The following is a 22,890-nucleotide window of genomic DNA, read 5'->3' on the forward strand; positions in this document are numbered from 1 at the left end:
TTACGTGCCCTTGCGAAAGAGGAGTACACGCAATGAGCAATTTCGGTTTTTCGAGCACGGCGGATGAGGTTCTTGCCGGAGTAGATCTCTCCGGGCGGACCGCATTCATCACCGGCGGCTATTCCGGCCTCGGGCGCGAAACCGCCCGGGCCATGGCGGAGCGCGGCGCACATGTGATCCTGTCAGGCCGCGATGCAACCAAGCTGGCCGCGGCCGCCGATGCGATTGCAGAAGAAACCGGTGCCAAGGTAGATACGCTGGTGTGCGACCTCGCCTCGCTCGACAGCGTGCGGAAAGCTTGCGCTGAAGCGAACGAGCGCTTCGACAAGATCGACCTCCTGATCAACAATGCTGGCGTCATGGCCTGTGACGAAGCCGAAACCGCCGACGGGTTCGAGATGCAGTTCGGCACCAATCACATTGGGCACTTCCTTCTGACCAACCTGCTGATGCCGCTGGTTGAGCGTGGCGAGCGCCAGCGGATCGTCAATCTTTCCAGCCGCGGCCACCACATTGCCCCGGTCGATTTCGACGATCCCAATTTCGAGAACCGCGACTATGACAAATGGGTCAGCTACGGACAGTCGAAGACTGCCAATGTGCTCTTTGCCGTGGGGCTCGAACGAAGGCTCGCTGAGAAAGGCATCCACGCCTTTGCGCTGCATCCGGGCGGCATCAATACCAATCTCGGTCGCCATATGAGCGAAGATGAAATGGCCAGTCTCATGGAAAGAATCCGCAAGTCCGCCGAGGAACGCGGCGAAGAGCCCGAGCATTTCAAGACCATCCCACAAGGCGCTGCGACGACCTGCTGGGTTGCCACCACGCCGGTACTCGAAGGACGCGGCGGCCTTTATTGTGAAGATTGCCATGTTGCCGAACAGGACGATCAAGACACAGGCGGCGGTGTGCGCAGCTACGCCATCGATCCGGACAAGGCCGAACGCCTGTGGGAGCTAAGCGAAAAGATGGTCGGCCAGACATTCGCCTATTGAACAGCGCTAGCCGCGCGCTGGTCCGGCCGCATCGACCGTTAATCGTGTGGCTGCTTGCCAATGCAAATCGGCAGGCGCAGACCATGCCCGTATTAAAGTATCTAGATTATACCGAGGGGGACATAAGCCCATGAAGACCTTTGCCGCCGCCATCGCGCTCGCCACCGCGACCATCGTTCCCGCTGGCACAGCAATGGCCCAGGACGCCGCGGGCCAGGCGACCAGCGCCGACTGGATCGAAACCAGCAATGCCTACACAAAAAAGTTGATCGATTTCGAAGCCCAGTTCTATCCCGAAAGCGCGAGCTCGTCCGGCTATGAACAATATGATGGCCTGACCTTCGATTATTCGCCCGACAGCACCGAACGCTACATTGCCGGTGCAAAAGCCCTGCGCGCCGAATTTGCTGCCGCGATGGCAAGCGAGAGCAACACTTTCGTGAAGCAGGACCTGGCCATCCTGATCGACAGTCTCGACCGCTCGATCCTCTCGTCCGAGTTGAACGAAAGCATGATGCTTGAATGGTCCGAGTTGCCGCAGAGCATCTTCTATTCGATCGGTTCGATGCTGTCCGACCAGACCGCGGAGAACCGCCGCGCATCGGCTGTACAACTGCTCAATCGCTATACCGGGGTCGCAGATGGCTACGAGCCTTATACCGAACTCGCCAAGGCCCGTTTCGAAGCGAGCCGCGGCGATGGCAAGATCGGCCCCTACCGGGTTGAGGTCGAGGAATCGATCGGCAAGATCCCGACGTTCGCTGCAGGCATTCGCGAACTGTTCGACAAATACGATATCGACGGAGCCGAAGAAGCGCTCGACGCGATGGACCAGCAGTTCGCCGACTATGGCGAATGGACCCGCGATGTCGTTCTTCCCGCAGCTCGCGACGAAGCTCGCCTCCCCAAGGAACTCTATGCGCTCAACCTGCGCAATGTCGGTATCGACATGGATCCGCGCGAAGCAATGAGCCAGGCACGCCGGGGCTTCTATGAAATCCGCGCCCAGATGGAAGCGCTGGCCCCGCAGATCGCAGAGAAGAACGGCTGGCCGGAAACCGATATGGCTTCTGTCATGACCCGGCTGAAGCAGCAGACGATCCCCAACGACGAGATCGAGGAATTCTATCGCGGCGTGAACCGCGAGCTGGAGGCAAAGGTTCGCGACAACGACATCGTTTCGCTGCCCGACACCGAATTGCAGATGCGGGTGGCATCGGTCGCTGAAAGCGCGGCCCAGCCCGCCCCGCACATGCGCCCCCCGCGCCTGATCGGCAACACCGGCGAACAGGGCACCTTCGTGCTGACAGTCGGCAACCCGACTGCGAGTGCGGAAGACGCCTATGACGATTTTAACTTCCCCGCCGCCAGCTGGACGCTGAGCGCCCACGAAGCGCGCCCCGGCCACGAAATGCAGTTCGCCGCTCTGGTGGAAAACGGCGTTTCGCTCGCCCGCATGCTCTACGCCTTTAACAGCGTGAATGTGGAAGGTTGGGCGCTGTACGCCGAAGCCGAGATGCTGCCGCATGAACCGATCGAAGGGCAGTTCATCGCCCAGCAGTTCCGGCTACTACGCGCCGCCCGCGCCTTCCTCGATCCGGCGCTGAACCTCGGCCTGATGACGCGTGAGGAAGCAGAGCATGTTCTACGCGATGAAGCGCTGTTCTCGCCCGGCATGACCAAGCAGGAACTCGACCGCTACCAGTTCCGCATGCCCGGTCAGGCCGGTTCCTATTACTACGGCTATCGCAAGTTGATCGATCTGCGGGTAGAAACCGAACTGGCGCTGGGTGAAGACTTCAACGAGAAGGCGTTCAACGATTTCCTGCTGAGCCAAGGTATCATCCCGCTGGAGTTGATCGCGAAGGCCGTGCGAGAGGAGTTCATCCCCTCGCAGCGTAGCGCCGGCTAGCGATCAAAGCCATCTGAGGCGTCGGAATACCACGATCAGCGCGATAAAAAGAAAGGCGCAGAGCGCGGCGACGCCCCAGAAGGCATCGGGATCGTCCATCCCGGGCATACCGCCCACATTGATGCCCAGCAGTCCGGTCAGAAAACTGAGCGGCAGGAATATACCCGCCACGATGGTGAGCATGTAAGTCGCATGTTCACTGCTCGCGAGGCTGCGGGCGCGCAGTTCATCCTGCAGAACAAGTGCGCTTTCCTTGCTGATGTCTATGTCGTCGAGATAGCGACTCAGTCGGGCGATGCTCTCGGCGATCTCGCGTCGGTCGTGGTCTTCGAACCAGGCCGGCGCATCGCGGCTGATCTGCTCCAGCGCCTCGTGTTGCGGCCCCATATGGCGTTTCAGCGCCAGGCAGTTGCGGCGGATGGTGGAAATCTGCGTCAGCATCGCCTCGGCGTGCTCCTCGGGATCGTCGTGCTCCAGCTCGTCGAGCACGTCGTTCATGTCGACGATCGACTGGCTCATGCGCGCAATCATGTACTCGGCCAGCAGAGTGATCGTGGCCCCCGCATCGACCGGTCCGACCCCGCGATCTATCTGGGCAAGCACTTCACGCGGCGTCTGGAGGGGATGACGGCGCAGAGTGACCAGCCGGTGGCCGTCCGACCAGAACTGCATCGAAATCATGTCCTCCGGTTCGGCACCGGGGTTGAAGTTGATGCCGCGCAGCGTGCCAACCAGCGTATTGCCTTCGCGGAAAGCGCGCGGACGGGTCTGATCGCTGGTCAGCAGTTCGGCAGTCGGTTCGGGAACGGCAAAATCTTGCTCCAGCCATTGCTGGACACCGTCACGCGTTCGGCAGATATGCAGCCACAACACTTCGCCCTCTTTCGCAGGCTGCCAGCCGACCGCTTCTTCCCAAGCGATCGGCCGGCCGCCGCCTTGGCCATCAAGTACACGCCCGAACAGCATGGGGGTGTCGGTATCGGTGGCATCAGTCGCTTGGGTCATGCAAACGGTGATGCAACAAGGCGTCCGGCTTTGCCAGCGGCTTTGAAGTAAGTTGCTCGACGAAACGTGCTTGCCCTGCCTCTGACCTTCCCCTAACGCGCCGCCCCCGCGTCGAACGGTTAAATAATCCGGCACGACGCTTCTGAAGTCATGTTGGATATCTCGATGAACAATTCGATTAAATTCGCCACATCCGCGCTCGCTCTCGGCGTCGGACTTGCCCTTTCCGCTCCCGCATATGCAGGCGGTTTCTACATTCAGGAACAGTCGACCAAAGAAGCTGGCCGCGCCTATTCGGGCGATGCAGCCGCTGCCGACAGCGCGGCAACCGTGTTCTTCAATCCCGCCGGTATGACGGAACTTGAGGGCATCACGATCGAAGCGAACGCGCAGGCGCTGTTCGTCGATGCGCGCCAGTCGAACACCGGTACGACTCGCACCGTGCCCGGCGTTCCGGTTGCCATCCCGGTTACTGGCAGCGATGGCGGCAACCCTTTCGCGCAGCCGCTGGTGATCCCCTCTTTCTACGCCACTGCACAGGTCACCGACCGCATCTGGCTGGGCCTGGGCGTAAACAGCCCGTTCGGCGTGGTTGTCGATTATGACGAAGATTTCTTCGGCCGTTACGATTCGCTGAAGTCCGACGTTTTCACCGTGAACGTGCAGCCGAGCGCAGCATATAAGCTCTCTGAGAACATCTCGATCGGTGCCGGTGTCGACGTGCAATATGTCGATGTCGAACTCGCCAATGCTGTGCCCAACCTCAATCCGGCGGATGACGATGCAGCGCTCAACATTCAGGGCGACGATATCACCGTGGGCTGGAACGCCGGTATCACCGCCACGTTCGATCCCGTTCGCATTGGCGCGCATTACCGTTCGTCCATCGACCACACGCTCGAAGGCGATTTCGACCTTTCGGGCCTGACAGGTCCCCTCGCAGGCAACAATGTCGTGACGTCCGCGACTGCACCGCTGTCGACCCCGGATATCGCCACGGTCAGCGTCATGTTCGGTACCGACACCCCGTATCGCGTCTACGGAACATGGCGCTGGTACAACTGGAGCAATTTCAACGAAATCCGCGTACAGCCCGAAGGCGCGCCCACGCAGGTCAGCGAGCAGAACTACCGCGACACTTATTCGATGGCCATCGGCGCCGAATATGACTTCTCCGAGCGCTTCACCCTGCGCGCCGGTACCATGTTCGACGAATCGCCGATCACCGACGAATTCCGCACCACGCGTGTTCCCGATGGCGACCGCACCTGGCTGTCGGTCGGCGGAACCTACGATCTGAACGACACGATCTCTGCCAGCCTCGCCTATGCGCATGTCTTCGTGAAGAGCGAGCCGCTCGATCGTACCGACGGCTTCTTCCAGGGCACGCCGGCAGCCGTAGATGCCACGATCCGGTCTGACAGCCGCGGCAATGCCGATGTGCTGGCCTTCTCGCTGGCCGCCAACTTCTAATAGCCAACTCTCGTGAAGGGGCGTCATTGCCCCTTCACATTCCCCGCTCTATATCGGGGCCATGTCTTCCATTCGACCTTGGCGCACGATCGAGCGCCGCCAGTCCCGCCAGATCATGGTCGGCAGCGTGCCTGTCGGCGGCGATGCCCCTATCAGCGTCCAGACCATGACCAATACGCCGACCGAAGATGTCGGCGCGACGATCGACCAGCTCCGCCGCTGCGAAGATGTCGGCGCAGACATCATCCGCGTCTCCTGCCCGACCGAGGAATCGACTGCCCGGTTTGACGAAATTACGCGCGCGGCCAATGTCCCGATCGTTGCGGACATCCATTTCCACTACAAGCGCGCGCTCGAAGCGGCTGACAAGGGTGCTGCCTGCCTGCGCATCAATCCGGGCAATATCGGTGACAGCAAGCGCGTGGCCGAAGTGGTGCGAGCAGCCAAGGCAAATGGCTGCGCAATCCGCATCGGCGTGAATGCCGGCAGTCTGGAAAAGGACCTGCTGGAAAAATACGGCGAGCCATGTCCCGAAGCGCTGATCGAAAGCGCTCTCGATCACATCAAGCTGCTACAGGATCATGATTTCCACCAGTACAAGGTGGCGGTGAAAGCCAGCGATGTCTTTCTTGCGGTCGCTGCCTATCACGGACTGGCAGAGGCCGTTGATTGCCCATTGCACCTCGGCATAACCGAGGCTGGTGGACTGATCGGCGGGACGGTCAAATCGAGCATCGGCATCGGTAGTCTGCTGTGGGCGGGCATTGGCGACACGATCCGGGTCTCGCTTTCGGCCGAGCCTGAGCAGGAAGTGAAGGTCGGCTTCGAAATGCTCAAGGCGCTGGGCCTCCGGACGCGCGGTGTACGCGTGGTGTCCTGCCCAAGTTGTTCGCGCCAGGGTTTCGACGTGATACGCACCGTGGAAACGCTGGAAAAGCGGCTCGAACACATCAAGACGCCGATGAGCCTTTCGGTGCTCGGCTGCGTCGTCAACGGCCCGGGCGAAGCGCGCGAGACCGATATCGGCCTGACCGGTGGCGGCTCGGGCAAGCACATGGTCTATCTGTCGGGCGTGAAGAACCATCATATCGAGAGCGACGATATGCTCGATCACATCGTGAAACTGGTGGAAGAGAAAGCAGCAGCAATCGAGGCGGGCGAGGCCGTGGCGTTCGATCCGCATGCGCCCAAACAGGCTGAACCGGCGGAATAGGCGGAACGCCTCGCCCGGTCTTCCGTAAATTGGTGACAGCCATGCGGAGCGCCTTACGATGATCGATGCCGAACACCTTGCCCGTTTACCGGCTCGATCCGAAAAAGGCCTGCTGCACGCCTTCATCGAATGTCCCAAGGGCAATACGCACAAGATCGATCTCGACAAGAAACTGGGCATTTTCCGCTGGGCCATCGAATTGCCCCAGGGATTGGCCTTCCCCGCCAATTTCGGTTTCATTCCTGCAACAATGGCCGAAGATGGCGACGCGCTCGATGTGATGGTGCTGACGGGTGGTCCCCTTCCCTCGGGCACGCTGGTCGACGTCCGGCCCGTTGCCATCCTGCGCATGGAACAGGAAGAGAATGGCGAAATGGTCCGCAACGACCGCCTCGTGGGCGTCCCGCCCCTATCCCAGACATTCGGCGAGATCGAGCGCCTCGACCAGCTTCGCCCGACGATGCTGTGGGAACTCGGCGTGTTCTTCGAAGTCTACAACCGCCTGATTGATCGCAAAGTTAAAATACTCGAGCCTGGCGATGAAAAGGACGCAGCTGAGCTTGCTAACAAGGCGATCGCCGCAAAGCAGGATATGAACGGGTAGCCACGCCTTGCTTCATGTTGTCCACCACGTAGATTACATGGCCCCTGCGCCCACGCGCGGGACGTTCCGGTTCGACAAATATATGGCAGTCATGGCGACCCTGCGTGACAGCGGTTACCCGATTACCGAACATGCCCCGCCCCCAATGGCGCGGCGCTGGCTGGAAGCCGTACACTGCCCGGACTACGTCGAACAGGTGTTCACATCCACCGTTCCGCGCGAAAAGGAACGGCGCATAGGGTTTCCCGTCACCCCGCATATTACGCAGCGAGTAGCCCATACCAATGGCGGAACATGGCTCGCTGCCCAGCTGGCGCGGCGCCATGGCTATGCTGCCAACAGCGCGGCGGGCAGCCATCACGCGCTGTATGATACGGGTGCTGGTTATTGCGTCTTCAACGATCTCGCCGTCGTGTCCCACCGCCTCATTGCCGAAGGCGACGCCCGCCGCATCCTGATCGTCGACCTCGATGTGCATCAGGGCGATGGCACCGCCAGCCTTACCGCTGGCCGGGACGATATCTTCACTCTCTCGCTCCACGCTGAAAAGAACTTTCCGGTACGAAAGGCACGGTCCAGTCTCGACGTGCCGCTGACCGACGGGACCGATGACGATGGCTACCTCGACGCGCTCGACCGGCATCTCCCACGGACCATCGCGCAATTCGACCCTGATTTCGTTCTATACCAAGCGGGCGTCGACGTTCATGCGGAGGACAAGCTGGGACGGCTGGCCCTGACCAGTCAAGGTCTGATCCGCAGGGACACTTATGTCATAGAAGCGGTCCGATCGCGCGGCCTGCAAGTGGCCAGTTCGCTGGGAGGGGGGTACGGACCCGATCCGCGCGAGGTAGGCGAAAGGCACGCCAGATCGATGATCGCCTGCGCCAAGGCGAATAACGAATTCGCTCGTTCAGCTTCCGATAGCTTGCACGATGTTATAGGATGACCCCATGAACCGCCGCGATCTTCTCAAGAGCTCGCTTGCCGCCGGTGCAGCGCTTACGTTGCCAGGCCGGGTGAGCGCGCAGGTAAATCCCACCGCCAGCCGTGATGCGCAGCTCTTCGCCATCGCGCGTGAGCAGCTGGCGCGGGTGGGTGATGTGCTATGGAAAAAGGACATCGTCGGCATTGCCGATTTCGGCCTGCATTCCTCCAAGCGGCGCTTTCATTTCGTCGATCTGGAGAACGAGCGCGTGCAGAGCTTCCACGTCAGCCACGGCACGGGATCGGACAGCGAGCATGACGGCTGGCTCAAGCGATATTCCAACATCGAAGGCAGCGAGGCGACCAGCCGCGGCGCCTATATGACCCGCAGCTGGTATACTGGCCGCTATGGCACGTCGATCAGGCTCGACGGGCTCGATCCTACCAACGACCATGCCCTGCCGCGCGCTATCGTGATGCATCAGGCAGAATATGCCCGTCCGGAGCATGTTGATCGCTGGGGTCGCCTGGGACGATCAAACGGCTGTTTCGCGCTCGGTCCCGACCAGTTCGACTATGTGCTGCTGAAATTGAGCGGCGGTCGCCTGCTCTATGCCGAAAGCCTTGGGCTGACCGAAGACGGTAGCCGGGTGCCACCGCCGGTCACGCAGACGGAATTGCTGCGCAGCGACAACGGCGGTACTTTCGAAAGGACGAACCCCGGCGTTTTCTAACGCCGGGGCGCACTACTTTTCTTAGCTGATCTGCATGTCGTCGACGATTTCGACGGCTTCTTCACTCGTCTCCCGCGCGCGATCCGATACCCGCGGCGCATCGAGCGCGGCGAGCACGGGCGCATCGCGATGGTAGATGTCGCTGAAAGTCTTCATCTGGCCGTTCACGTCGCTCGCCATGGTGAAATAGGTGATGTAGACCGGCCACTGCTTCTTCATCTCGTAGCGCGTGTATTCGCCGCTAGTCGTGATTTCCGAAACCTCCTGCTGGATCGCCGGGATATCTTCGCGACTGCTGGCATTGCCGAGCATCGACATGGTCATCGCCAGTTCACGCGCACCCTGCACGCGGATGCACCCGTGGCTCAACGCACGGTTGTCATTCGCGAACAAGTGGCGGCTAGGCGTATCGTGAAGGAAGATCGCGTGTTCGTTAGGCATGTCGAGCTTCATCAGGCCAAGTGAATTCTGCGGGCCAGGTTGCTGCACCACAGTAACCCAGCCATTTTCGCCCTTGGTTGCCTTGTAGCCAGCGGTCCGGGCCCAGCCGGGATTGTTGAGCACCTTAGCGCCCAGACCTTCGCCCTTCACGATCGACTGAGGCACGGTCCACGTCGGGTTGTAGATCACCGCCTCGACCATTTCAGCAAGTTGCGGCGTCGCAGTACGACCGGGCTTCCCGACGACGGTACGGTAGCTTTTGATGATCTTGCCGTTCACCGTAAGGCGCAGCATGTATTCGGGCACATTGGTAACGAGATACTGCTTACCAAGATCCTGCGGCAACCAGCGCCACCGATCCATATTTGCCCGGATCAGCTTGATCCGCTTGGCGTCTTTTGCCGTGGTAAGTTCCTCCCTCAAAGCCGCATAGTCGGGATGAACCGGATTGAGCGAGGTCAGCGTGCCGGAAATATCACCGCTGGCCAGCGCATCTTCGAGCAGCTTCCAAGTCGGCAGACGGTCCGCATCAGGATCGACGACGAACCACTGACGACGCGATTCCATTGGCGTGCGGCCATCGCGTAGATCTTCGACCAGCCAGACGAAGGTTTCGCTGGCCAGCTTGTTGAGCGCCTCACCCTCGCCCGCAGCGATCGCGGTCTTGAGCGCGTCGGCACGATAATCCGTTGGGTTCAGCCCCTCAGCGACCAATGTAGGGATGAATGCGAGCAGTTGCTCGGCCTGTGCCACGCTCCATACGCCTTCCAAAGACGGTATTTCCTGCACCACCTCGCCGCTAGCCATGCGGATATCGCCGAAAGCTTCGTCCACCGTACGTGCGTCATCGCCACTTTGTTGCGGCCCAGACTTGGCAGCACTTTGGCTTTGTCCCGCAACTGGCAACAGGCTTTCAGGCGCCGCCTGCTGAGCCTGCGCGGAAGTTGCAAGAAGAACGGCGGTGATCGCGGTTCCGGAGATAAGATTAAATCGTTTCATTTGGCCCACCAATTTTGCGCTCCGCCATATATACTGCTTTACGGGCGCTATGTATCGTAAACTGTAGGATACAATCCGCGATCCTGGCTTACCCACCGCTGAACCAAGTTGCGCTTGGGACAGGGCGCACTATGCCAGCGACGATGAGCGCGAATGACGACAGCTTTAGGCCTGTTCTGGCAACAATCATCGGGATCGCGCTGTTTTCGGCAATGGACGCCGTGATGAAGAGCGCCAGCTTGTCGGTGGGGGCCTACAGCGCATATCTGCTACGCTGCGCGATCGGTTTCGTGATGATTGCGCCGATCTGGTGGTGGCGGGTGAGAAAGCTTCCGACCAGATCCGTGCTCAAAGTTCATCTCATGCGGGGGATAGTGGTCGCCTTTATGGGCTGGACCTTCTTTGCAGCGCTGGTTCGCCTGCCCCTTGCCGAAGCAATTGCGATCAGCTTCATCGCCCCTCTCATCACGCTTTATCTAGCGGCGATCATTCTGGGAGAGCGGATCAAGCGTCGCGCCATCATGGGGGCCTTGCTGGGACTTGGCGGAGTGATTGTCATCGTCGGCGACCGTATCGGACGCGAGAAGATGAGCGAGGATTCCCTCGTCGGGCTGCTGCTCGTCGGTATTTCGGCGTTGCTATTCGCCTGGAATCTGATCCTCCAACGGCAACAGGCTTTGATATCATCGCCTGAAGAAGCGGGGACCTTTCAGAACGGCGTTGCCGCTCTTACACTGCTGGTAGGTGCCCCGTTTTTGTTTGTAATGCCAAGGGGCGAAGTTTGGGGAGAGCTGGTCGCTGGCGCTATCCTGGCGGTAGCCGCTCTGCTCTTTCTCACCTGGGCCTACGCCCGGTCAGAAACGCAGCGCCTGGTGCCAATAGAATATACCGGATTTCTATGGGCCTCTCTATTCGGTTGGCTCTATTTTGGCGAACATGTTCGCGGCTCTACGATTATCGGTGCCGCATTCATAGTGGCGGGGTGCTGGATAGCTGCCCGGCGCAAACGACCGGAGCAAAGCGCCCTATAAGACTGGATCAACGCTGCTGCGTGACCTCAACTTGATCTTCCGGTGCATTATCGCTGGCAAAAGTTGCGGCGGCAGTGAACATTCCGGCCACGCCGACTGCAGCCGTGACTACAGCAAGACGAAGGGTCTGGCGCGATTTCGCATTGGTACGGTTAGCGGTCTTCATATTCTAAACTCCTCATTGGGCGGCGCTTTTCGCTCTTTTCTATTGCGGTGCGCATCGGCCCATCATTTGCCCTATCAATGGGTTGAGCGCAGTTAGGGTTCCCCATCGACCCGTTCGCAATGCCGGCCACCCTTGATTTTTTACCCGTCTCGGCGCACAGGCGCGGCACATTCTGCCGCCTTGCCCATTGGTGGTGTGACGGCTCCAGAAAGAAAGGAATTTGCCCGCATGACCCAGGTCGGCCAGGACAGTCTCGGAACGCGCTCAACTCTCACCGTAAACGGCAAGGAATATGCCTATTATTCCTTCGACAAGGCGGCCGAAAAGATCGGCGACGTTTCGCGTTTGCCCTTCAGCCTGAAGGTCTTGCTGGAGAACATGCTGCGTTTTGAAGACGACGGCTTCACCGTCAGCACGGACGATGCGCAGGCCATCGCCGACTGGCAGAAGAACCCGGTCACCGGCAAAGAAATTCAGTACCGCCCGGCCCGCGTGCTGCTGCAGGATTTCACCGGCGTGCCCTGCGTGGTCGACCTTGCTGCCATGCGCGATGCAATCGGCAAGCTCGGCGGCGACACTTCCAAGATCAACCCGCAGGTTCCCGTGAACCTCGTGATCGACCACTCGGTCATGGTGGACGAATTCGGCCATCCCAAGGCGTTCGAAAAGAACGTCGAACTCGAATACGCCCGCAATGCCGAGCGTTACGACTTCCTTAAGTGGGGCTCGAAGAGCTTCGAGAATTTCTCCGCCGTGCCTCCGGGCACCGGCATCTGTCACCAGGTGAACCTCGAATATATCGGCAAGGGCGTATGGAACAGCGAAGGACCTGACGGCGTGACCTTTGCCTATCCCGACACCTGCGTCGGCACCGACAGCCACACCACCATGATCAACGGCCTTGGCGTGCTGGGCTGGGGCGTCGGCGGGATCGAAGCCGAAGCCGCCATGCTCGGCCAGCCGATCTCGATGCTGATCCCCGAAGTCGTCGGCTTCAAGCTGACCGGCGCGATGGCCGAAGGCGTGACCGCAACCGATCTGGTGCTGACCTGCGTGCAGATGCTGCGCGAAGTCGGCGTGGTCGGCCGCTTCGTCGAATTCTACGGCGAAGGCGTTGCCAATCTCACCCTCGCCGACCGTGCGACGATCGCCAACATGGCACCCGAATATGGCGCGACCTGCGGCTTCTTCGGCATCGACGACAAAACGCTGGAATACATGCGCCTGACCGGCCGCGACGAGGAAACCATCGCATTGGTCGAAGCCTATTCGAAAGAACAGGGCATGTGGTTCACGCCGGAGAACGAACCGGTCTTCACCAAGACGCTCGATCTCGACCTGTCGAAGGTCGTGCCGAGCCTTGCTGGCCCCAAGCGTCCGCAGGACCGCGTCGCGCTGCCGCAGGTGGATGAGCTGTTCAACACCGACCTCAAGTCGATCTATGGCAAGGATCAGCCCCTGCGCGTTGAGGTCGAGGACACGCACCACGATGTCGGCGACGGTGACGTTGTCATCGCGGCCATCACCAGCTGCACCAACACCTCCAATCCAGACGTGCTGATTGCAGCCGGCCTCGTCGCCAAGAAGGCGCATGAAAAGGGGCTGAAGCCCAAGCCTTGGGTGAAGACCAGCCTTGCACCGGGCTCGCAGGTGGTCACCGATTACCTCGTGAAGTCGGGTTTGCAGGACGATCTGAACGCGATGGGCTTCGATCTCGTCGGCTATGGCTGCACCACCTGCATCGGCAACTCGGGCCCGCTCGCACCGCCGATCAGCAAGGCGATCAACGGCAACGACATCGTCGCCGCCTCCGTCCTGTCGGGCAACCGCAACTTCGAGGGCCGCGTTTCGCCCGATGTGCGCGCCAACTTCCTCGCCTCGCCGCCGCTGGTGGTCGCCTATTCGATCCTCGGCACGGTGACCAAGGACATCACCGAAACGCCGCTAGGTCAGGACCAGCAGGGCAATGACGTGATGCTCGCCGACGTGTGGCCGACCAATCAGGAAATCGCCGAGCACCGTGCCGCCAATATCGACCGGCAGATGTTCGAAAGCCGCTATGCCGACGTCTACAAGGGCGACGAGCACTGGCAGGCGATCAAGGTCGAAGCCAGCGACACCTATCGCTGGAACCCGACGAGCACCTATGTTGCCAGCCCGCCTTTCTTCGAAGGCATGGACATGGAACCGGCACCCGTCACCGACATCACCGATGCAAAGCCTTTGGCGATCCTCGGCGATTCGACCACGACCGACCACATCTCGCCCGCAGGTTCGATCAAGGAAGACAGCCCGGCCGGCGAATATCTGAAGAACCACCAGGTTTCGAAGGCGGACTTCAACTCCTACGGTTCGCGCCGCGGCAACCACGAAGTCATGATGCGCGGCACCTTCGCCAACATCCGTATCAAGAACGAGATGGTCCCCGGCGTCGAAGGCGGCATCACCACCTACAAGGGTGAGCAGATGCCGATCTACGACGCGGCGATGAAGCACAAGGAAGACGGCACGCCGCTGGTGGTCATCGCCGGCAAGGAATACGGCACCGGCTCCAGCCGCGACTGGGCGGCCAAGGGCACCATCCTGCTGGGTGTGCGCGCCGTGATCGTCGAAAGCTACGAGCGTATCCATCGTTCGAACCTCATCGGCATGGGCGTGCTCCCGCTGCAGTTCAAGGAAGGCGACACCCGCCAGAGCCTTGGCCTGGGCGCGGACGACACTTTCACCATCAAGGGCCTCGGCAATCTCAGCCCGGCTCAGGACGTTGAGGTCGAAGTGACCCACGGCGATGGCACCAAGGCCACCTTCACCGCGCTGTGCCGCATCGATACCGCCAACGAGATGGAGTACTACCGCAACGGCGGCATCCTCCATTACGTGTTGCGCAAGCTCGCCGCAGCCTGAGGTTCGGCAAGACCCGTTGGAAGAGGGCGGTTCCGCGAGGAGCCGCCCTTTTTCGTTGGCGCCTTACTTGTCGAACATGTCGCCCTGCGGCCTCTCGGGCAGGCCCGGGGGCGCAATGCCCAGATGCTCCCACCCACCATCGTTGAGCATGCGGCCGCGGGCGGTTCGGGCGATCAGGCCGAGCTGGATGAGGTAGGGTTCGATCACTTCTTCCACCGTGTCGCGCGGCTCGGATAGCCCGGCGGCCAGCGTCTCCACGCCGACCGGCCCGCCCTTGTAGGTGGTCGCGATCATGGTGAGGTAGCGGCGGTCCATCGCATCGAGGCCGAGGCTGTCCACCTCGAGCCGGGTCAGCGCCTCGTCCGCGACCTTGGTGTTCACCACCGGTTCGCCCAGCACGCTGGCGAAATCGCGCACCCGGCGCATCAGGCGGCCTGCCACACGAGGGGTCCCGCGCGACCGGCGGGCGATCTCGCGCGCGCCGCCTTCGTCGATCCCCATGCCCAGCAGCCCCGCCCCGCGGGTGACGACCCTGAGCAATTCGTCCTCGGTGTAGAAGTTGAGCCGAACCGGAATGCCGAACCGGTCGCGCAAGGGCGTGGTCAGCAATCCCTGCCGCGTGGTCGCGCCGACCAGCGTGAAGGGCGGCAGGTCTATCCGCACGCTGCGCGCCGAGGGTCCTTCGCCGATGATGATGTCGAGCGCGCGGTCCTCCATCGCGGGATAGAGCACTTCTTCCACCACCGGATTGAGGCGGTGGATCTCGTCGATGAAGAGCACGTCATTGGGCTCGAGATTGGTGAGCAGCGCGGCCAGATCGCCCGCCTTGGCGATCACCGGCCCGCTAGTGGCGCGGAACCCCACGCCCAGCTCGCGCGACACGATCTGCGCCAGCGTGGTCTTGCCGAGGCCGGGAGGGCCGAAGAACAGCACGTGGTCCATCGCCTCGCCCCGGCCCTTGGCAGCCTCGACGAAGACGCGCAGGTTCTCGCGCGCGGCCTTTTGGCCGACGAACTCCGCCAGGCTCTTGGGCCGCAGCGCCGCATCCGGGTCTTCCGGCTGGCGGTCGGGCGAATGGAGGGGAACGGGTTCGGTCACATCGCCCCCCTATCGTCATCCTGAGCGTGTTTCAGCATCCATTGCGCGGCAATCACCGGACTATGCGGATCAACAGCGCGCCGCAGCGAGTTCAGGATGACGATGTTTACGGGCGCGGCCATCAGAACGGGTTCACCGTATAGCCCGCCCGCTGCAGCTGCGCGTGGGCGGTCATGGCGGAGAGGTTCATCTCGGCGCCCTCGATCAGCTGGTCGGCGGTGATGCCTTGCGCCGCCGCGCTCTGGCCGCAGACGATGAAGCGCACGCCGTGATCGAGCATTTCGCGCACCATGGCCGCGCTGCCGTTGGCATCCTCGCGGTCATGCGCGGCCCAGCCTTCTGCCGAAAGGAGGTCGAACACCGCGGGCCCGTGCACCACCACCGCCGCGCGGATGTTGTCTGGCGCCACGCCATTGGCGACATGCATGTTGATGAACCGCGCTGCGCTTTCCATGCCGCGGTTGCGCGCGCCCTCTTCGGCGGCTTTTGCGACATCGAAGGCGACGCTGAATTGCGTGTCCGGGGCGAAGGCGTCCACGCCCTCCACCGCGACATGCGGGCCGAAGCTGTCGAATACCGGGCCAAGCTGCCAGTCCACATCCTGCGCCGTGGCGGGCGTAGCGAGGAGAAGCAGGGGCAGGATGGTCACGAGCCGCATTTCAGCTCTCCTTCGATGTTAGACGGGCGATGATGGCGAGTGCCGCAACCCACAGCAGCGCAAAGGCGAACTGATAGGCCGGCAGGAAGACGAAGACGAGGCCTGCCTGCGCATCGGCTGGCGGCAGCCACGCGGTAGAGCCGAAGATCGCTACACCAGCGGCAACACAGATCGCCGCCCCGATCCCCGAGGCCAGCGGGCGCTTCCGGCGCAGGCAAAGCCATGCCACCGGGGCCATTGCCCACAGGAAGAACGGGATGGCGAGCAGGTACCACTTCAGCGTTTCGGGCTGACCCATTGCGATCATCGCCGCCGCCGTGACCACGGCGTAAACGGCCAGGAGGATCAGGCGCCATCTGGCCGCCATTATCCCGCCGCCCTCTTCAACGCGACGCGGATGAGGTCGCCCTCGGCCGCGCCTTCGCCCAGTTCGCCTTGTGCCGCCGCGACCGCGCGGGCGGCCACGGCGGGTTTGAAGCCGAGGTTTTCGAGCGCGCTTACCGCATCCGCGCTCGCCCCGCCTGCGGGCATCGCCACGCCCACGCCGCCTGCCGCGCCGCCGCCGGGCAGCGCGCCGGCCTTGTCCTTGAGTTCGTTGACGATGCGGCTGGCCAGTTTCGGCCCCACGCCCTGCGCCCGCGCAATAGTGGCGGCATCGCCGTTGGAGCAGGCCTGCTGCACTTCCCCGATCGAGAGCGCTGAGAGGATCGCCAGCGCGACCTTGCTGCCCACGCCCTGCACCTGCGTGAGCAGGCGGAACCAGTCGCGTTCCGCCCCGTCGGCAAAGCCGAGCAGACGCATGTCGTTCTCAGAAACCTGCAGATCGGTATAGACGGTGCAGGCTTCGCCCTTTTCGCCCAGCTGGCTGAGCGTGCGGGCCGAGCAATGGACGAGATAGCCTACGCCCGACACATCGATTACCGCCCAGTCCACGCCGGTTTCGTCTAGCAGGCCTTTGAGCTTCGCAATCATGGTGTTTCTCTCTGCGCCATCGCTGCGTGGGCGCGTTTTGTTCCTGCCGTAGTCCGCGCTGCGGGTCCACCCTCCTGCGCCGTTTCTCCCGCGATTCGCGCGCCAGGATGGAGCAGATGGAGCACGGTCCAGGGCAAAAAGCCGCGATCCGTCACTCTGGGGCGTGAAACTGTCACCCTTGCGCGGCGATGCGTCTCCTTTTGCAGCACCCTGTCACCTTCGCGCGCCAGACTGTCACCCTGCCCCGCCGATCCGTCACCTTGCGATAGGCAAGCTGTCACCATCGCACCGCACATCCTGTCACCCTTTTTGCCCCGAAATGTCACAGCGCCCGCCCCTGTTCCTGTGCCGCCACCGCGCACCAATACCAATTGAGCAGGGCTGTAGGAAAGGCATGCTTGCTCGACAGGCCGATCCTGCGCGATATGACAGGGCCATGAGCTGGAACACATTCGGACGCACGCTGCGCTTTACAACCTGGGGCGAAAGCCACGGCCCCGCCATCGGCGCGGTGGTTGACGGGTGCCCGCCGGGGATCGCGCTGGCGGAAGGGGACATCCAGCCCTTCCTCGACGCGCGCAAGCCGGGGCAGAACAAGTTCACCACCCAGCGGCAGGAACCCGATGCGGTGCGCATCCTGTCGGGCGTGTTCGAAGGTGTGACCACCGGCACGCCGATCAGCCTGCTGATCGAGAATACCGACCAGCGATCGAAGGATTATTCGGAGATCGCCAACAGCTATCGCCCCGGCCATGCCGATTATGCCTATGACGCCAAATACGGCCTGCGCGATTATCGCGGCGGCGGGCGGTCGAGCGCGCGCGAAACCGCGATGCGCGTGGCGGCGGGCGCAGTGGCGCGCAAGGTGATCGGCGGGGTGAGCATCCTGGCCTATGTCGCCGAAATCGGGGGTGACCGGATCGACCCGGCCAATTTCGATGCCGAACAGATCGCCAACAACCCGTTCTGGTGCCCCGATGCACAGGCCGCCAAACGCTGGGAAGCGCTGGTGGACGATGCCCGCAAGGCCGGATCATCGCTGGGCGCAGTGGTCGAATGCGTGGCCACGGGCGTTCCCGCCGGATGGGGCGCGCCGATCTATGCCAAGCTGGACAGCGATCTGGCGGCAGGCATGATGAGCATCAATGCGGTCAAGGGCGTGGAGATCGGCGACGGTTTCGATGCCGCGCGGCTGACCGGCGAACAGAATGCCGACGCCATGACGCCGGGCGAAAACGGGCCGCAATTCGCCGCCAATCATGCAGGCGGGATCGCGGGCGGCATTTCGACCGGCCAGCCGGTGGTCTGCCGCGTGGCCTTCAAGCCGACCAGTTCGATCCTGACGCCGGTACCCAGCATCGACCGGCAGGGCGCCGCCACCGAGGTGCGGACCAAGGGCCGCCACGATCCATGCGTGGGCATCCGCGGCACGCCGGTGGTGGAAGCGATGATGGCGCTGGTGCTGGCGGATCACAAGCTGCTGCACCGCGCGCAGTGTGGGTGATGGGCGGCTGTGCGCCACGGGCTAGCTTACGGTTTGCCAACCGGCACGTTCAGCCAGCGCAAAGCCTGTGCTGGTAGAGTGTACCCCATGAAAATACTCCCCGCCCTCGCCATCAGCCTTGCCGCCGCAGCCACCGCTATCGGTGCCGGACCGCCTGCCCATCAATGGGAAATCGGGCCGATCATTCGCGGCAAGAGCTATTCGGTGAACATGCCGCTGCGCCCGCAGCCGACCGAGCGGGGGTGGAGCTTCGATTTTCCGTCGAACAGCAAGCGCGATGGCCATGTCCATTATGTGAGCTTCGATCCCGGATCGCTGGACGGCGCGCGCGAGATCAAGGTGCGCTACCGTGTCGATGCGCGGCGCGGCACCCGCTTCGTGCCGCAGGAATTTCCCGACCGGCCCGCCACCGTTTCGCTCTATTTCCAGCGCGCGGGCGACAATTGGACCGCCAAGGGCCGCTATGCGATGTATCGCTGGTATGCGCCTGCGGACAGCATTCAGAACATCGCGCCGGGCGTGCATGAAATGACCGTGAGGCTGGACGATCCCCGCTGGGGCGCAGTGGTCGGCGGGAATGCATCGCAATATCCGCGTGAATTCGCCGCGGCGCTGGCCAATGCCGATAATGTCGGGCTGGTCTTCGGCTCGAAAGGCGGGCGCGGCCACGGCGTCTATGCCACCGGCCCGGCGCGCTTCGAATTGCTGGATTTCCGTATCCGCTAGGCGGGAAGGTCAGACGCCTGCATCGCGCAGCACGGCGGCGCGCAGTTCGGGAATGCCCCTGCCCTTTTCGGCCGAGGTCACGTGGATCTCGGGATAGGCGGCGACGTGCTTCTTCGCTTCGGCTTCGACCGCCTCGACGGTTTTGGCCAGCTCGCTCGCCTTGATCTTGTCGGCCTTGGTCAACACGATCCGGTAGCCAACGGCGGCTTCGTCGAGCATCTTCATCATGTCGCGATCGACATCCTTCAGCCCGTGGCGGCTATCGACCAGCACCAGATTGCGGACCAGCACCTGCCGTCCGCGCAGATAGGTCTTCACCAGGCTTTTCCATTTCTCGACCACTTTGAGCGGGGCCTTGGCAAAGCCATAGCCCGGCATGTCGACGAGGCGGAACAGCGTGGGCGCACCCACTTCGAAGAAGTTGAGTTCCTGCGTGCGCCCCGGCGTGACCGATGCGCGCGCGATCGCCTTGCGCCCGGTCAGCGCGTTGAGCAGCGAGCTCTTGCCGACGTTCGAGCGGCCCGCAAAGGCGATTTCGGGCACGGTCGGTTCGGGCAGGAACTTGAGCTGCGGCGCCGAGAGGAGGAAGTCCACCCGGCCCGAGAACAGCTTGTTCGCCCGCCGTTCCAGCGCGGCCTGTTCGGCCTTTTCCTGTGCGGCGGTTGCTTCTTCGGTCATCAGCCTTTCGCCTTGGCGGCAGCAGCGGCCTTCTCGGCCTTCTCTTGCTCCGCCGCAGCGCGCAGCTGCGGGTGCTTGGAGTAGAGATATTTCTGCTGGGCCAGCGTCAGCACGTTGGAGGTTACCCAGTAGAGCAGCAGCCCGGCGGCGAACGGTGCCATCACGAACATCAGGATCCAGGGCATGATGTTGAACACCTGCGCCTGCACCGGATCGGTCTGCGGGTTGAGCCTGAAGGTCAGCCACATGGTGAAGCCGAGCAGCAGCGCCAGGATGCCGATCGCCAGGAAGCTCGGCGGCGTGAACGGCAGCAGGCCGAAGGCGTTGAGGATGGTCGCCGGATCGGGCGCGGAGAGATCCTTGATCCAGAGGAATTCGCGGTGGCGCATCTCGATCGCGAGGACGAGCACCTTGTAGAGCGCGAAGAAGATCGGGATCTGCAGCAGCATCGGCAGACAGCCCGACAGCGGGTTCACCCCTTCCTGCTTGAACAGCTTCTGCATTTCCTGCTGCTGTTTGACGCGGTCATCCTTGTGGCGTTCCTGCAGCGCCTTCATCTTGGGCTGGATGGCCTTCATCGACGCCATCGAGGCAAAGCCCCTCTGCGCGACGGGGAACATCAACCCGCGCACCAGCAGGGTGAGGATCATGATCGCCACGCCGAAATTGCCGACGATGTCGAAGATGTGGGTGAGCAGCCACAGGAAGGGCTTTTCGAACCAGCGGAACCAGCCCCAGCTGATCGCCAGGCCGAACTGCGGGATCCCGGCGTCCTGATAGGCATCGAGCACGCCGCTTTCCTTGGCCCCGGCGAACAGGCGCGAGGTGGTGGTGTAGGCGCGGCCGGCGGGCACGGTGACCGGATCGTAGATCATGTCGGCGCGGTAGACATTCCCGCCCAGCGAACGGAAGGTGGCCTCGGGCGCGGCACCGGCGTCGGGCACCATGGCGGCGAGCCAGTAGATATCGGTAAAGCCGACCCAGTCGGTCGTGCCTTCGGGGCTGATACGGCCCGCTTCCTCGACATCGTCGTAATCATAGTCATAATTGGCGCTGTCGCTGAACGTGCCGATCGGGCCCGAATGGGCGATCCACATGCTCTGGCTGGCGGTATCGCTGGTGCGGCCCACCAGGCCATAGGGCTGGACCACCGCGGGCGCGCCGCTGCGGTTGGCCACGCGCTGATCGACCGTGATCATGTAATTGTCGTCGATCGAATAGACGAGCTGCAGTTCGATGCCGTCACCGCTCTGATGCGTCAGCGTGACCGGATTGTCCTGCGTCAGGACACCGCCATCGGCAGTCCATAGCGCGTCGTCGGACACCTTCTGGCCGTTCACCAGGAAACCGAACTGCGAATATTGCTGTGCCGGGGTGCCGCGCGGCGAGAACAGGCGGACCGGGCCGCTTTCATCGTCGGTGCTGGCGTCGTAATCCTTGAGCACGATATCGTCGACCATGGCGCCCTTGAGCGCGATCGAACCGGCTACGCGGTCCGAATCGATCCGCACGCGTTCAGGCGTGGCGAGCGCGGTTTCCAGATCGGCCTCTTCCTGCGCGATGGCGGCCGGATCGGTCAGCCCGCCGGTGCGGCTGTGCGTGACCGCCGCATGCTCTGCCGGAGTGTCGACCTTTTCCGCCGTCACCGGAACCTCGTCCGGCTGGGGGTAGAAGTGATCCATCGCCCATTGCCAGCCGATCAGCACGGCCAGCGAGAGAGTGAGCACAAGCACGAAATTGCGTGAATTTTCCAAGGTCGATCCCGTTGGCAGTTGTATTCGTCAGATGGGCAGGGTGTATTGCTACGTCAAGACAGCGACCCCGGTATTGTCTACTCAGGGCACCGGATCGTGGCCGCAGCCCCCCCAGGGTTGGCAGCGCAATAGCCGCTTGAAGGCCAGCCATCCACCCCTGATTGCCCCGTATTTCTGCAGCGCCTCGATCGCATACTGGCTGCACGATGGCGAAAACCGGCAAGTGGAGGGCAAAATCCGGCTCGGCCCCAGTTGCCAGGCCCGCGCAATCCAGATCAGCGGATACTTCATGCGCGCCGCGACCGCTTGTGGCGGGGGCCCCGCCCGCGGTCGCCCTTGCCCTCGGCAGCGCGCACCAGTGCGGCCTCCAGTTCCTCGGCCAGCCGGGCGAAATCGCGCTCCACCCCGCCTTCGCGCCCGATCAGCACGTGATCGTGATCGGGCAGACCACCATCCGGCAGCGCCGCCCACAGCAATTCGCGGAACCGCCGCTTCATCCGGTTGCGCACCACGGCATTGCCGATCTTCTTGGTCACGGTGATGCCGTAGCGCCTGCCCTGCCCGTCGTTCGGGCGGGTCAGCAGCACGAAACCGGGCTTGGCGTTCCGCAGGCCGCGATTGGCAGCGAGGAAATCGCTGCGCTTGCGGATGACGGAAAGACTCGGGTGCATGGATGGCAGATACGCGAACGGGCCCCCCGAAGGGAGCCCGCAGGTTCGCTCAGACTGGCAGGCCACGCACGCGGCGCGGCCGGTCAGTCACTTAGGCGCAGAGGTTCTTGCGGCCGCGCGAACGGCGGGCACGGAGAACCTTGCGGCCGCCCGGAGTAGCCTTGCGGGCGAAGAAACCGTGGCGACGGGCGCGCACGAGGTTCGAGGGCTGGAAAGTCCGCTTCATCGGATGATCCTTCGTTAAATCAAATAAACGCCGGGCGAATCGCTCCGACAGAAAAAGGGCCGCCGCAAGGGCGACCGCTCTCGTGGAGGCGCGCTTAAGGAAAGCAGGGGCGAAGGTCAAGTCTCTTGGCGCTTTACGCCGCTTCGGACGCGGATAGGCTCGACAAGCCACACCTGCCTTGCCAGACACGCATCATACA

Annotated in this window: 24 protein-coding genes; 11 read left to right on the plus strand and 13 right to left on the minus strand. The window is 62.5% G+C overall.

All coding sequences use genetic code 11. The features are described from left to right. Positions 1-32 precede the first annotated feature (32 nt). Positions 33-995 carry an SDR family NAD(P)-dependent oxidoreductase gene (locus tag ACYQ0G_RS06790; protein WP_460100997.1) on the plus strand — a complete coding sequence of 321 codons (963 nt, stop codon included), beginning with the start codon at positions 33-35 and terminating at the stop codon, positions 993-995. A gap of 130 nt (positions 996-1,125) precedes the next feature. Further along, on the plus strand, positions 1,126-2,907 hold the full coding sequence (locus tag ACYQ0G_RS06795) for a DUF885 domain-containing protein (protein ID WP_460101000.1): 1,782 nt from the start codon (positions 1,126-1,128) through the stop codon (positions 2,905-2,907). A gap of 3 nt (positions 2,908-2,910) precedes the next feature. On the opposite strand, the gene ACYQ0G_RS06800 is transcribed toward ACYQ0G_RS06795, so the two are convergent. Then, a complete protein-coding gene (locus ACYQ0G_RS06800) occupies positions 2,911-3,912 on the minus strand; it encodes a zinc transporter ZntB (RefSeq protein WP_460101003.1) in 1,002 nt (333 codons plus the stop codon). A 165-nt stretch (positions 3,913-4,077) separates the two neighbouring features. Between ACYQ0G_RS06800 and ACYQ0G_RS06805 the strand changes: the two genes are divergently transcribed. From ACYQ0G_RS06805 to ACYQ0G_RS06825, 5 genes are all read left to right on the plus strand, one after another. Beyond that, on the plus strand, positions 4,078-5,385 hold the full coding sequence (locus ACYQ0G_RS06805) for an OmpP1/FadL family transporter (RefSeq protein ID WP_460101006.1): 1,308 nt from the start codon (positions 4,078-4,080) through the stop codon (positions 5,383-5,385). 61 nt (positions 5,386-5,446) lie between these two features. Beyond that, complete coding sequence (gene ispG / locus ACYQ0G_RS06810) at positions 5,447-6,598, plus strand: flavodoxin-dependent (E)-4-hydroxy-3-methylbut-2-enyl-diphosphate synthase (RefSeq protein ID WP_460101008.1); 1,152 nt, start codon at positions 5,447-5,449, stop codon at positions 6,596-6,598. A gap of 58 nt (positions 6,599-6,656) precedes the next feature. Then, positions 6,657-7,202, plus strand: coding sequence for an inorganic diphosphatase (locus tag ACYQ0G_RS06815; RefSeq protein ID WP_460101010.1), 546 nt, complete (start codon positions 6,657-6,659; stop codon positions 7,200-7,202). 37 nt (positions 7,203-7,239) lie between these two features. After that, a complete protein-coding gene (locus ACYQ0G_RS06820; RefSeq protein ID WP_460101013.1) occupies positions 7,240-8,151 on the plus strand; it encodes a histone deacetylase family protein in 912 nt (303 codons plus the stop codon). Positions 8,152-8,155: 4 nt separating this feature from the next. Continuing rightward, positions 8,156-8,863 carry a murein L,D-transpeptidase catalytic domain-containing protein gene (locus tag ACYQ0G_RS06825; RefSeq protein ID WP_460101015.1) on the plus strand — a complete coding sequence of 236 codons (708 nt, stop codon included), beginning with the start codon at positions 8,156-8,158 and terminating at the stop codon, positions 8,861-8,863. Between the two features lie 21 nt (positions 8,864-8,884). On the opposite strand, the gene ACYQ0G_RS06830 is transcribed toward ACYQ0G_RS06825, so the two are convergent. Next, positions 8,885-10,303, minus strand: coding sequence for a L,D-transpeptidase family protein (locus ACYQ0G_RS06830; RefSeq protein WP_460101017.1), 1,419 nt, complete (start codon positions 10,301-10,303; stop codon positions 8,885-8,887). A 143-nt stretch (positions 10,304-10,446) separates the two neighbouring features. Here ACYQ0G_RS06830 and ACYQ0G_RS06835 point away from each other — a divergent pair, with 143 nt between their 5' ends. Further along, positions 10,447-11,334 carry a DMT family transporter gene (locus ACYQ0G_RS06835; RefSeq protein ID WP_460101018.1) on the plus strand — a complete coding sequence of 296 codons (888 nt, stop codon included), beginning with the start codon at positions 10,447-10,449 and terminating at the stop codon, positions 11,332-11,334. Between the two features lie 7 nt (positions 11,335-11,341). Here the strand turns inward: ACYQ0G_RS06835 and ACYQ0G_RS06840 are convergent, their stop codons facing one another. Continuing rightward, positions 11,342-11,500, minus strand: a complete 159-nt coding sequence (locus ACYQ0G_RS06840) for a hypothetical protein (protein WP_460101020.1) — start codon at positions 11,498-11,500, stop codon at positions 11,342-11,344. Positions 11,501-11,728: 228 nt separating this feature from the next. Between ACYQ0G_RS06840 and acnA the strand changes: the two genes are divergently transcribed. Next, on the plus strand, positions 11,729-14,404 hold the full coding sequence (acnA, locus tag ACYQ0G_RS06845; RefSeq protein WP_460101022.1) for an aconitate hydratase AcnA: 2,676 nt from the start codon (positions 11,729-11,731) through the stop codon (positions 14,402-14,404). 63 nt (positions 14,405-14,467) lie between these two features. On the opposite strand, the gene ruvB is transcribed toward acnA, so the two are convergent. Genes ruvB through ruvA form a run of 5 tightly spaced genes read right to left on the minus strand, consistent with a single transcriptional unit; the run spans position 14,468 to position 17,132 of the window. Next, on the minus strand, positions 14,468-15,502 hold the full coding sequence (gene ruvB / locus ACYQ0G_RS06850; protein WP_460101025.1) for a Holliday junction branch migration DNA helicase RuvB: 1,035 nt from the start codon (positions 15,500-15,502) through the stop codon (positions 14,468-14,470). Then, positions 15,499-15,624 carry a hypothetical protein gene (locus tag ACYQ0G_RS06855; RefSeq protein WP_460101028.1) on the minus strand — a complete coding sequence of 42 codons (126 nt, stop codon included), beginning with the start codon at positions 15,622-15,624 and terminating at the stop codon, positions 15,499-15,501. Before ACYQ0G_RS06855 ends, ruvB begins: the two co-directional genes overlap by 4 nt. After that, entirely contained in the window at positions 15,624-16,160 is a 537-nt protein-coding gene (locus ACYQ0G_RS06860) for a DsrE family protein (RefSeq protein WP_460101030.1), read from the minus strand. The genes ACYQ0G_RS06855 and ACYQ0G_RS06860 overlap by 1 nt, the downstream gene beginning before the upstream one ends. A 1-nt stretch (position 16,161) precedes the next feature. After that, on the minus strand, positions 16,162-16,527 hold the full coding sequence (locus ACYQ0G_RS06865) for a hypothetical protein (protein WP_460101031.1): 366 nt from the start codon (positions 16,525-16,527) through the stop codon (positions 16,162-16,164). After that, positions 16,527-17,132: a Holliday junction branch migration protein RuvA gene (gene ruvA / locus ACYQ0G_RS06870; protein WP_460101034.1), complete on the minus strand. Its 606-nt coding sequence runs from the start codon at positions 17,130-17,132 to the stop codon at positions 16,527-16,529. Before ruvA ends, ACYQ0G_RS06865 begins: the two co-directional genes overlap by 1 nt. Positions 17,133-17,568: 436 nt before the next feature. Between ruvA and aroC the strand changes: the two genes are divergently transcribed. Together aroC and ACYQ0G_RS06880 are read left to right on the plus strand one after the other, a co-directional pair. Beyond that, on the plus strand, positions 17,569-18,636 hold the full coding sequence (gene aroC, locus ACYQ0G_RS06875) for a chorismate synthase (protein ID WP_460102793.1): 1,068 nt from the start codon (positions 17,569-17,571) through the stop codon (positions 18,634-18,636). Between the two features lie 87 nt (positions 18,637-18,723). Then, positions 18,724-19,362, plus strand: a complete 639-nt coding sequence (locus ACYQ0G_RS06880; RefSeq protein WP_460101036.1) for a hypothetical protein — start codon at positions 18,724-18,726, stop codon at positions 19,360-19,362. A gap of 9 nt (positions 19,363-19,371) precedes the next feature. Here the strand turns inward: ACYQ0G_RS06880 and yihA are convergent, their stop codons facing one another. From yihA to rpmH, 5 genes are all read right to left on the minus strand, one after another. After that, a complete protein-coding gene (yihA, locus tag ACYQ0G_RS06885) occupies positions 19,372-20,040 on the minus strand; it encodes a ribosome biogenesis GTP-binding protein YihA/YsxC (RefSeq protein WP_460101038.1) in 669 nt (222 codons plus the stop codon). Further along, positions 20,040-21,794, minus strand: a complete 1,755-nt coding sequence (gene yidC, locus ACYQ0G_RS06890; protein WP_460101040.1) for a membrane protein insertase YidC — start codon at positions 21,792-21,794, stop codon at positions 20,040-20,042. Before yidC ends, yihA begins: the two co-directional genes overlap by 1 nt. Positions 21,795-21,875: 81 nt before the next feature. Further along, positions 21,876-22,085, minus strand: coding sequence for a membrane protein insertion efficiency factor YidD (gene yidD, locus ACYQ0G_RS06895; RefSeq protein WP_460101042.1), 210 nt, complete (start codon positions 22,083-22,085; stop codon positions 21,876-21,878). Next, positions 22,082-22,465 carry a ribonuclease P protein component gene (gene rnpA / locus ACYQ0G_RS06900; protein WP_460101044.1) on the minus strand — a complete coding sequence of 128 codons (384 nt, stop codon included), beginning with the start codon at positions 22,463-22,465 and terminating at the stop codon, positions 22,082-22,084. Before rnpA ends, yidD begins: the two co-directional genes overlap by 4 nt. 91 nt (positions 22,466-22,556) lie before the next feature. Beyond that, positions 22,557-22,691: a 50S ribosomal protein L34 gene (gene rpmH / locus ACYQ0G_RS06905; protein WP_067468613.1), complete on the minus strand. Its 135-nt coding sequence runs from the start codon at positions 22,689-22,691 to the stop codon at positions 22,557-22,559. Positions 22,692-22,890 lie beyond the last annotated feature (199 nt).

This window comes from Qipengyuania triglochinis (assembly GCF_054655615.1).

Coding starts and splice junctions, on each gene's coding strand:
- rnpA (WP_460101044.1), bottom strand. CDS start 22,465: ATGCACCCGAGTCTTTCCGTCATCCGCAAGCGCAGCGATTTCCTCGCT.
- ACYQ0G_RS06835 (WP_460101018.1), top strand. CDS start 10,447: ATGAGCGCGAATGACGACAGCTTTAGGCCTGTTCTGGCAACAATCATC.
- acnA (WP_460101022.1), top strand. CDS start 11,729: ATGACCCAGGTCGGCCAGGACAGTCTCGGAACGCGCTCAACTCTCACC.
- ACYQ0G_RS06840 (WP_460101020.1), bottom strand. CDS start 11,500: ATGAAGACCGCTAACCGTACCAATGCGAAATCGCGCCAGACCCTTCGT.
- ACYQ0G_RS06800 (WP_460101003.1), bottom strand. CDS start 3,912: ATGACCCAAGCGACTGATGCCACCGATACCGACACCCCCATGCTGTTC.
- ACYQ0G_RS06815 (WP_460101010.1), top strand. CDS start 6,657: ATGATCGATGCCGAACACCTTGCCCGTTTACCGGCTCGATCCGAAAAA.
- ACYQ0G_RS06790 (WP_460100997.1), top strand. CDS start 33: ATGAGCAATTTCGGTTTTTCGAGCACGGCGGATGAGGTTCTTGCCGGA.
- yidD (WP_460101042.1), bottom strand. CDS start 22,085: ATGAAGTATCCGCTGATCTGGATTGCGCGGGCCTGGCAACTGGGGCCG.
- ACYQ0G_RS06825 (WP_460101015.1), top strand. CDS start 8,156: ATGAACCGCCGCGATCTTCTCAAGAGCTCGCTTGCCGCCGGTGCAGCG.
- ACYQ0G_RS06880 (WP_460101036.1), top strand. CDS start 18,724: ATGAAAATACTCCCCGCCCTCGCCATCAGCCTTGCCGCCGCAGCCACC.
- ACYQ0G_RS06830 (WP_460101017.1), bottom strand. CDS start 10,303: ATGAAACGATTTAATCTTATCTCCGGAACCGCGATCACCGCCGTTCTT.
- ACYQ0G_RS06805 (WP_460101006.1), top strand. CDS start 4,078: ATGAACAATTCGATTAAATTCGCCACATCCGCGCTCGCTCTCGGCGTC.
- rpmH (WP_067468613.1), bottom strand. CDS start 22,691: ATGAAGCGGACTTTCCAGCCCTCGAACCTCGTGCGCGCCCGTCGCCAC.
- ACYQ0G_RS06860 (WP_460101030.1), bottom strand. CDS start 16,160: ATGCGGCTCGTGACCATCCTGCCCCTGCTTCTCCTCGCTACGCCCGCC.
- ACYQ0G_RS06820 (WP_460101013.1), top strand. CDS start 7,240: ATGGCCCCTGCGCCCACGCGCGGGACGTTCCGGTTCGACAAATATATG.
- ACYQ0G_RS06855 (WP_460101028.1), bottom strand. CDS start 15,624: ATGGCCGCGCCCGTAAACATCGTCATCCTGAACTCGCTGCGGCGCGCT.
- ACYQ0G_RS06865 (WP_460101031.1), bottom strand. CDS start 16,527: ATGGCGGCCAGATGGCGCCTGATCCTCCTGGCCGTTTACGCCGTGGTC.
- ispG (WP_460101008.1), top strand. CDS start 5,447: ATGTCTTCCATTCGACCTTGGCGCACGATCGAGCGCCGCCAGTCCCGC.
- ACYQ0G_RS06795 (WP_460101000.1), top strand. CDS start 1,126: ATGAAGACCTTTGCCGCCGCCATCGCGCTCGCCACCGCGACCATCGTT.
- yihA (WP_460101038.1), bottom strand. CDS start 20,040: ATGACCGAAGAAGCAACCGCCGCACAGGAAAAGGCCGAACAGGCCGCG.
- ruvA (WP_460101034.1), bottom strand. CDS start 17,132: ATGATTGCGAAGCTCAAAGGCCTGCTAGACGAAACCGGCGTGGACTGG.
- aroC (WP_460102793.1), top strand. CDS start 17,569: ATGAGCTGGAACACATTCGGACGCACGCTGCGCTTTACAACCTGGGGC.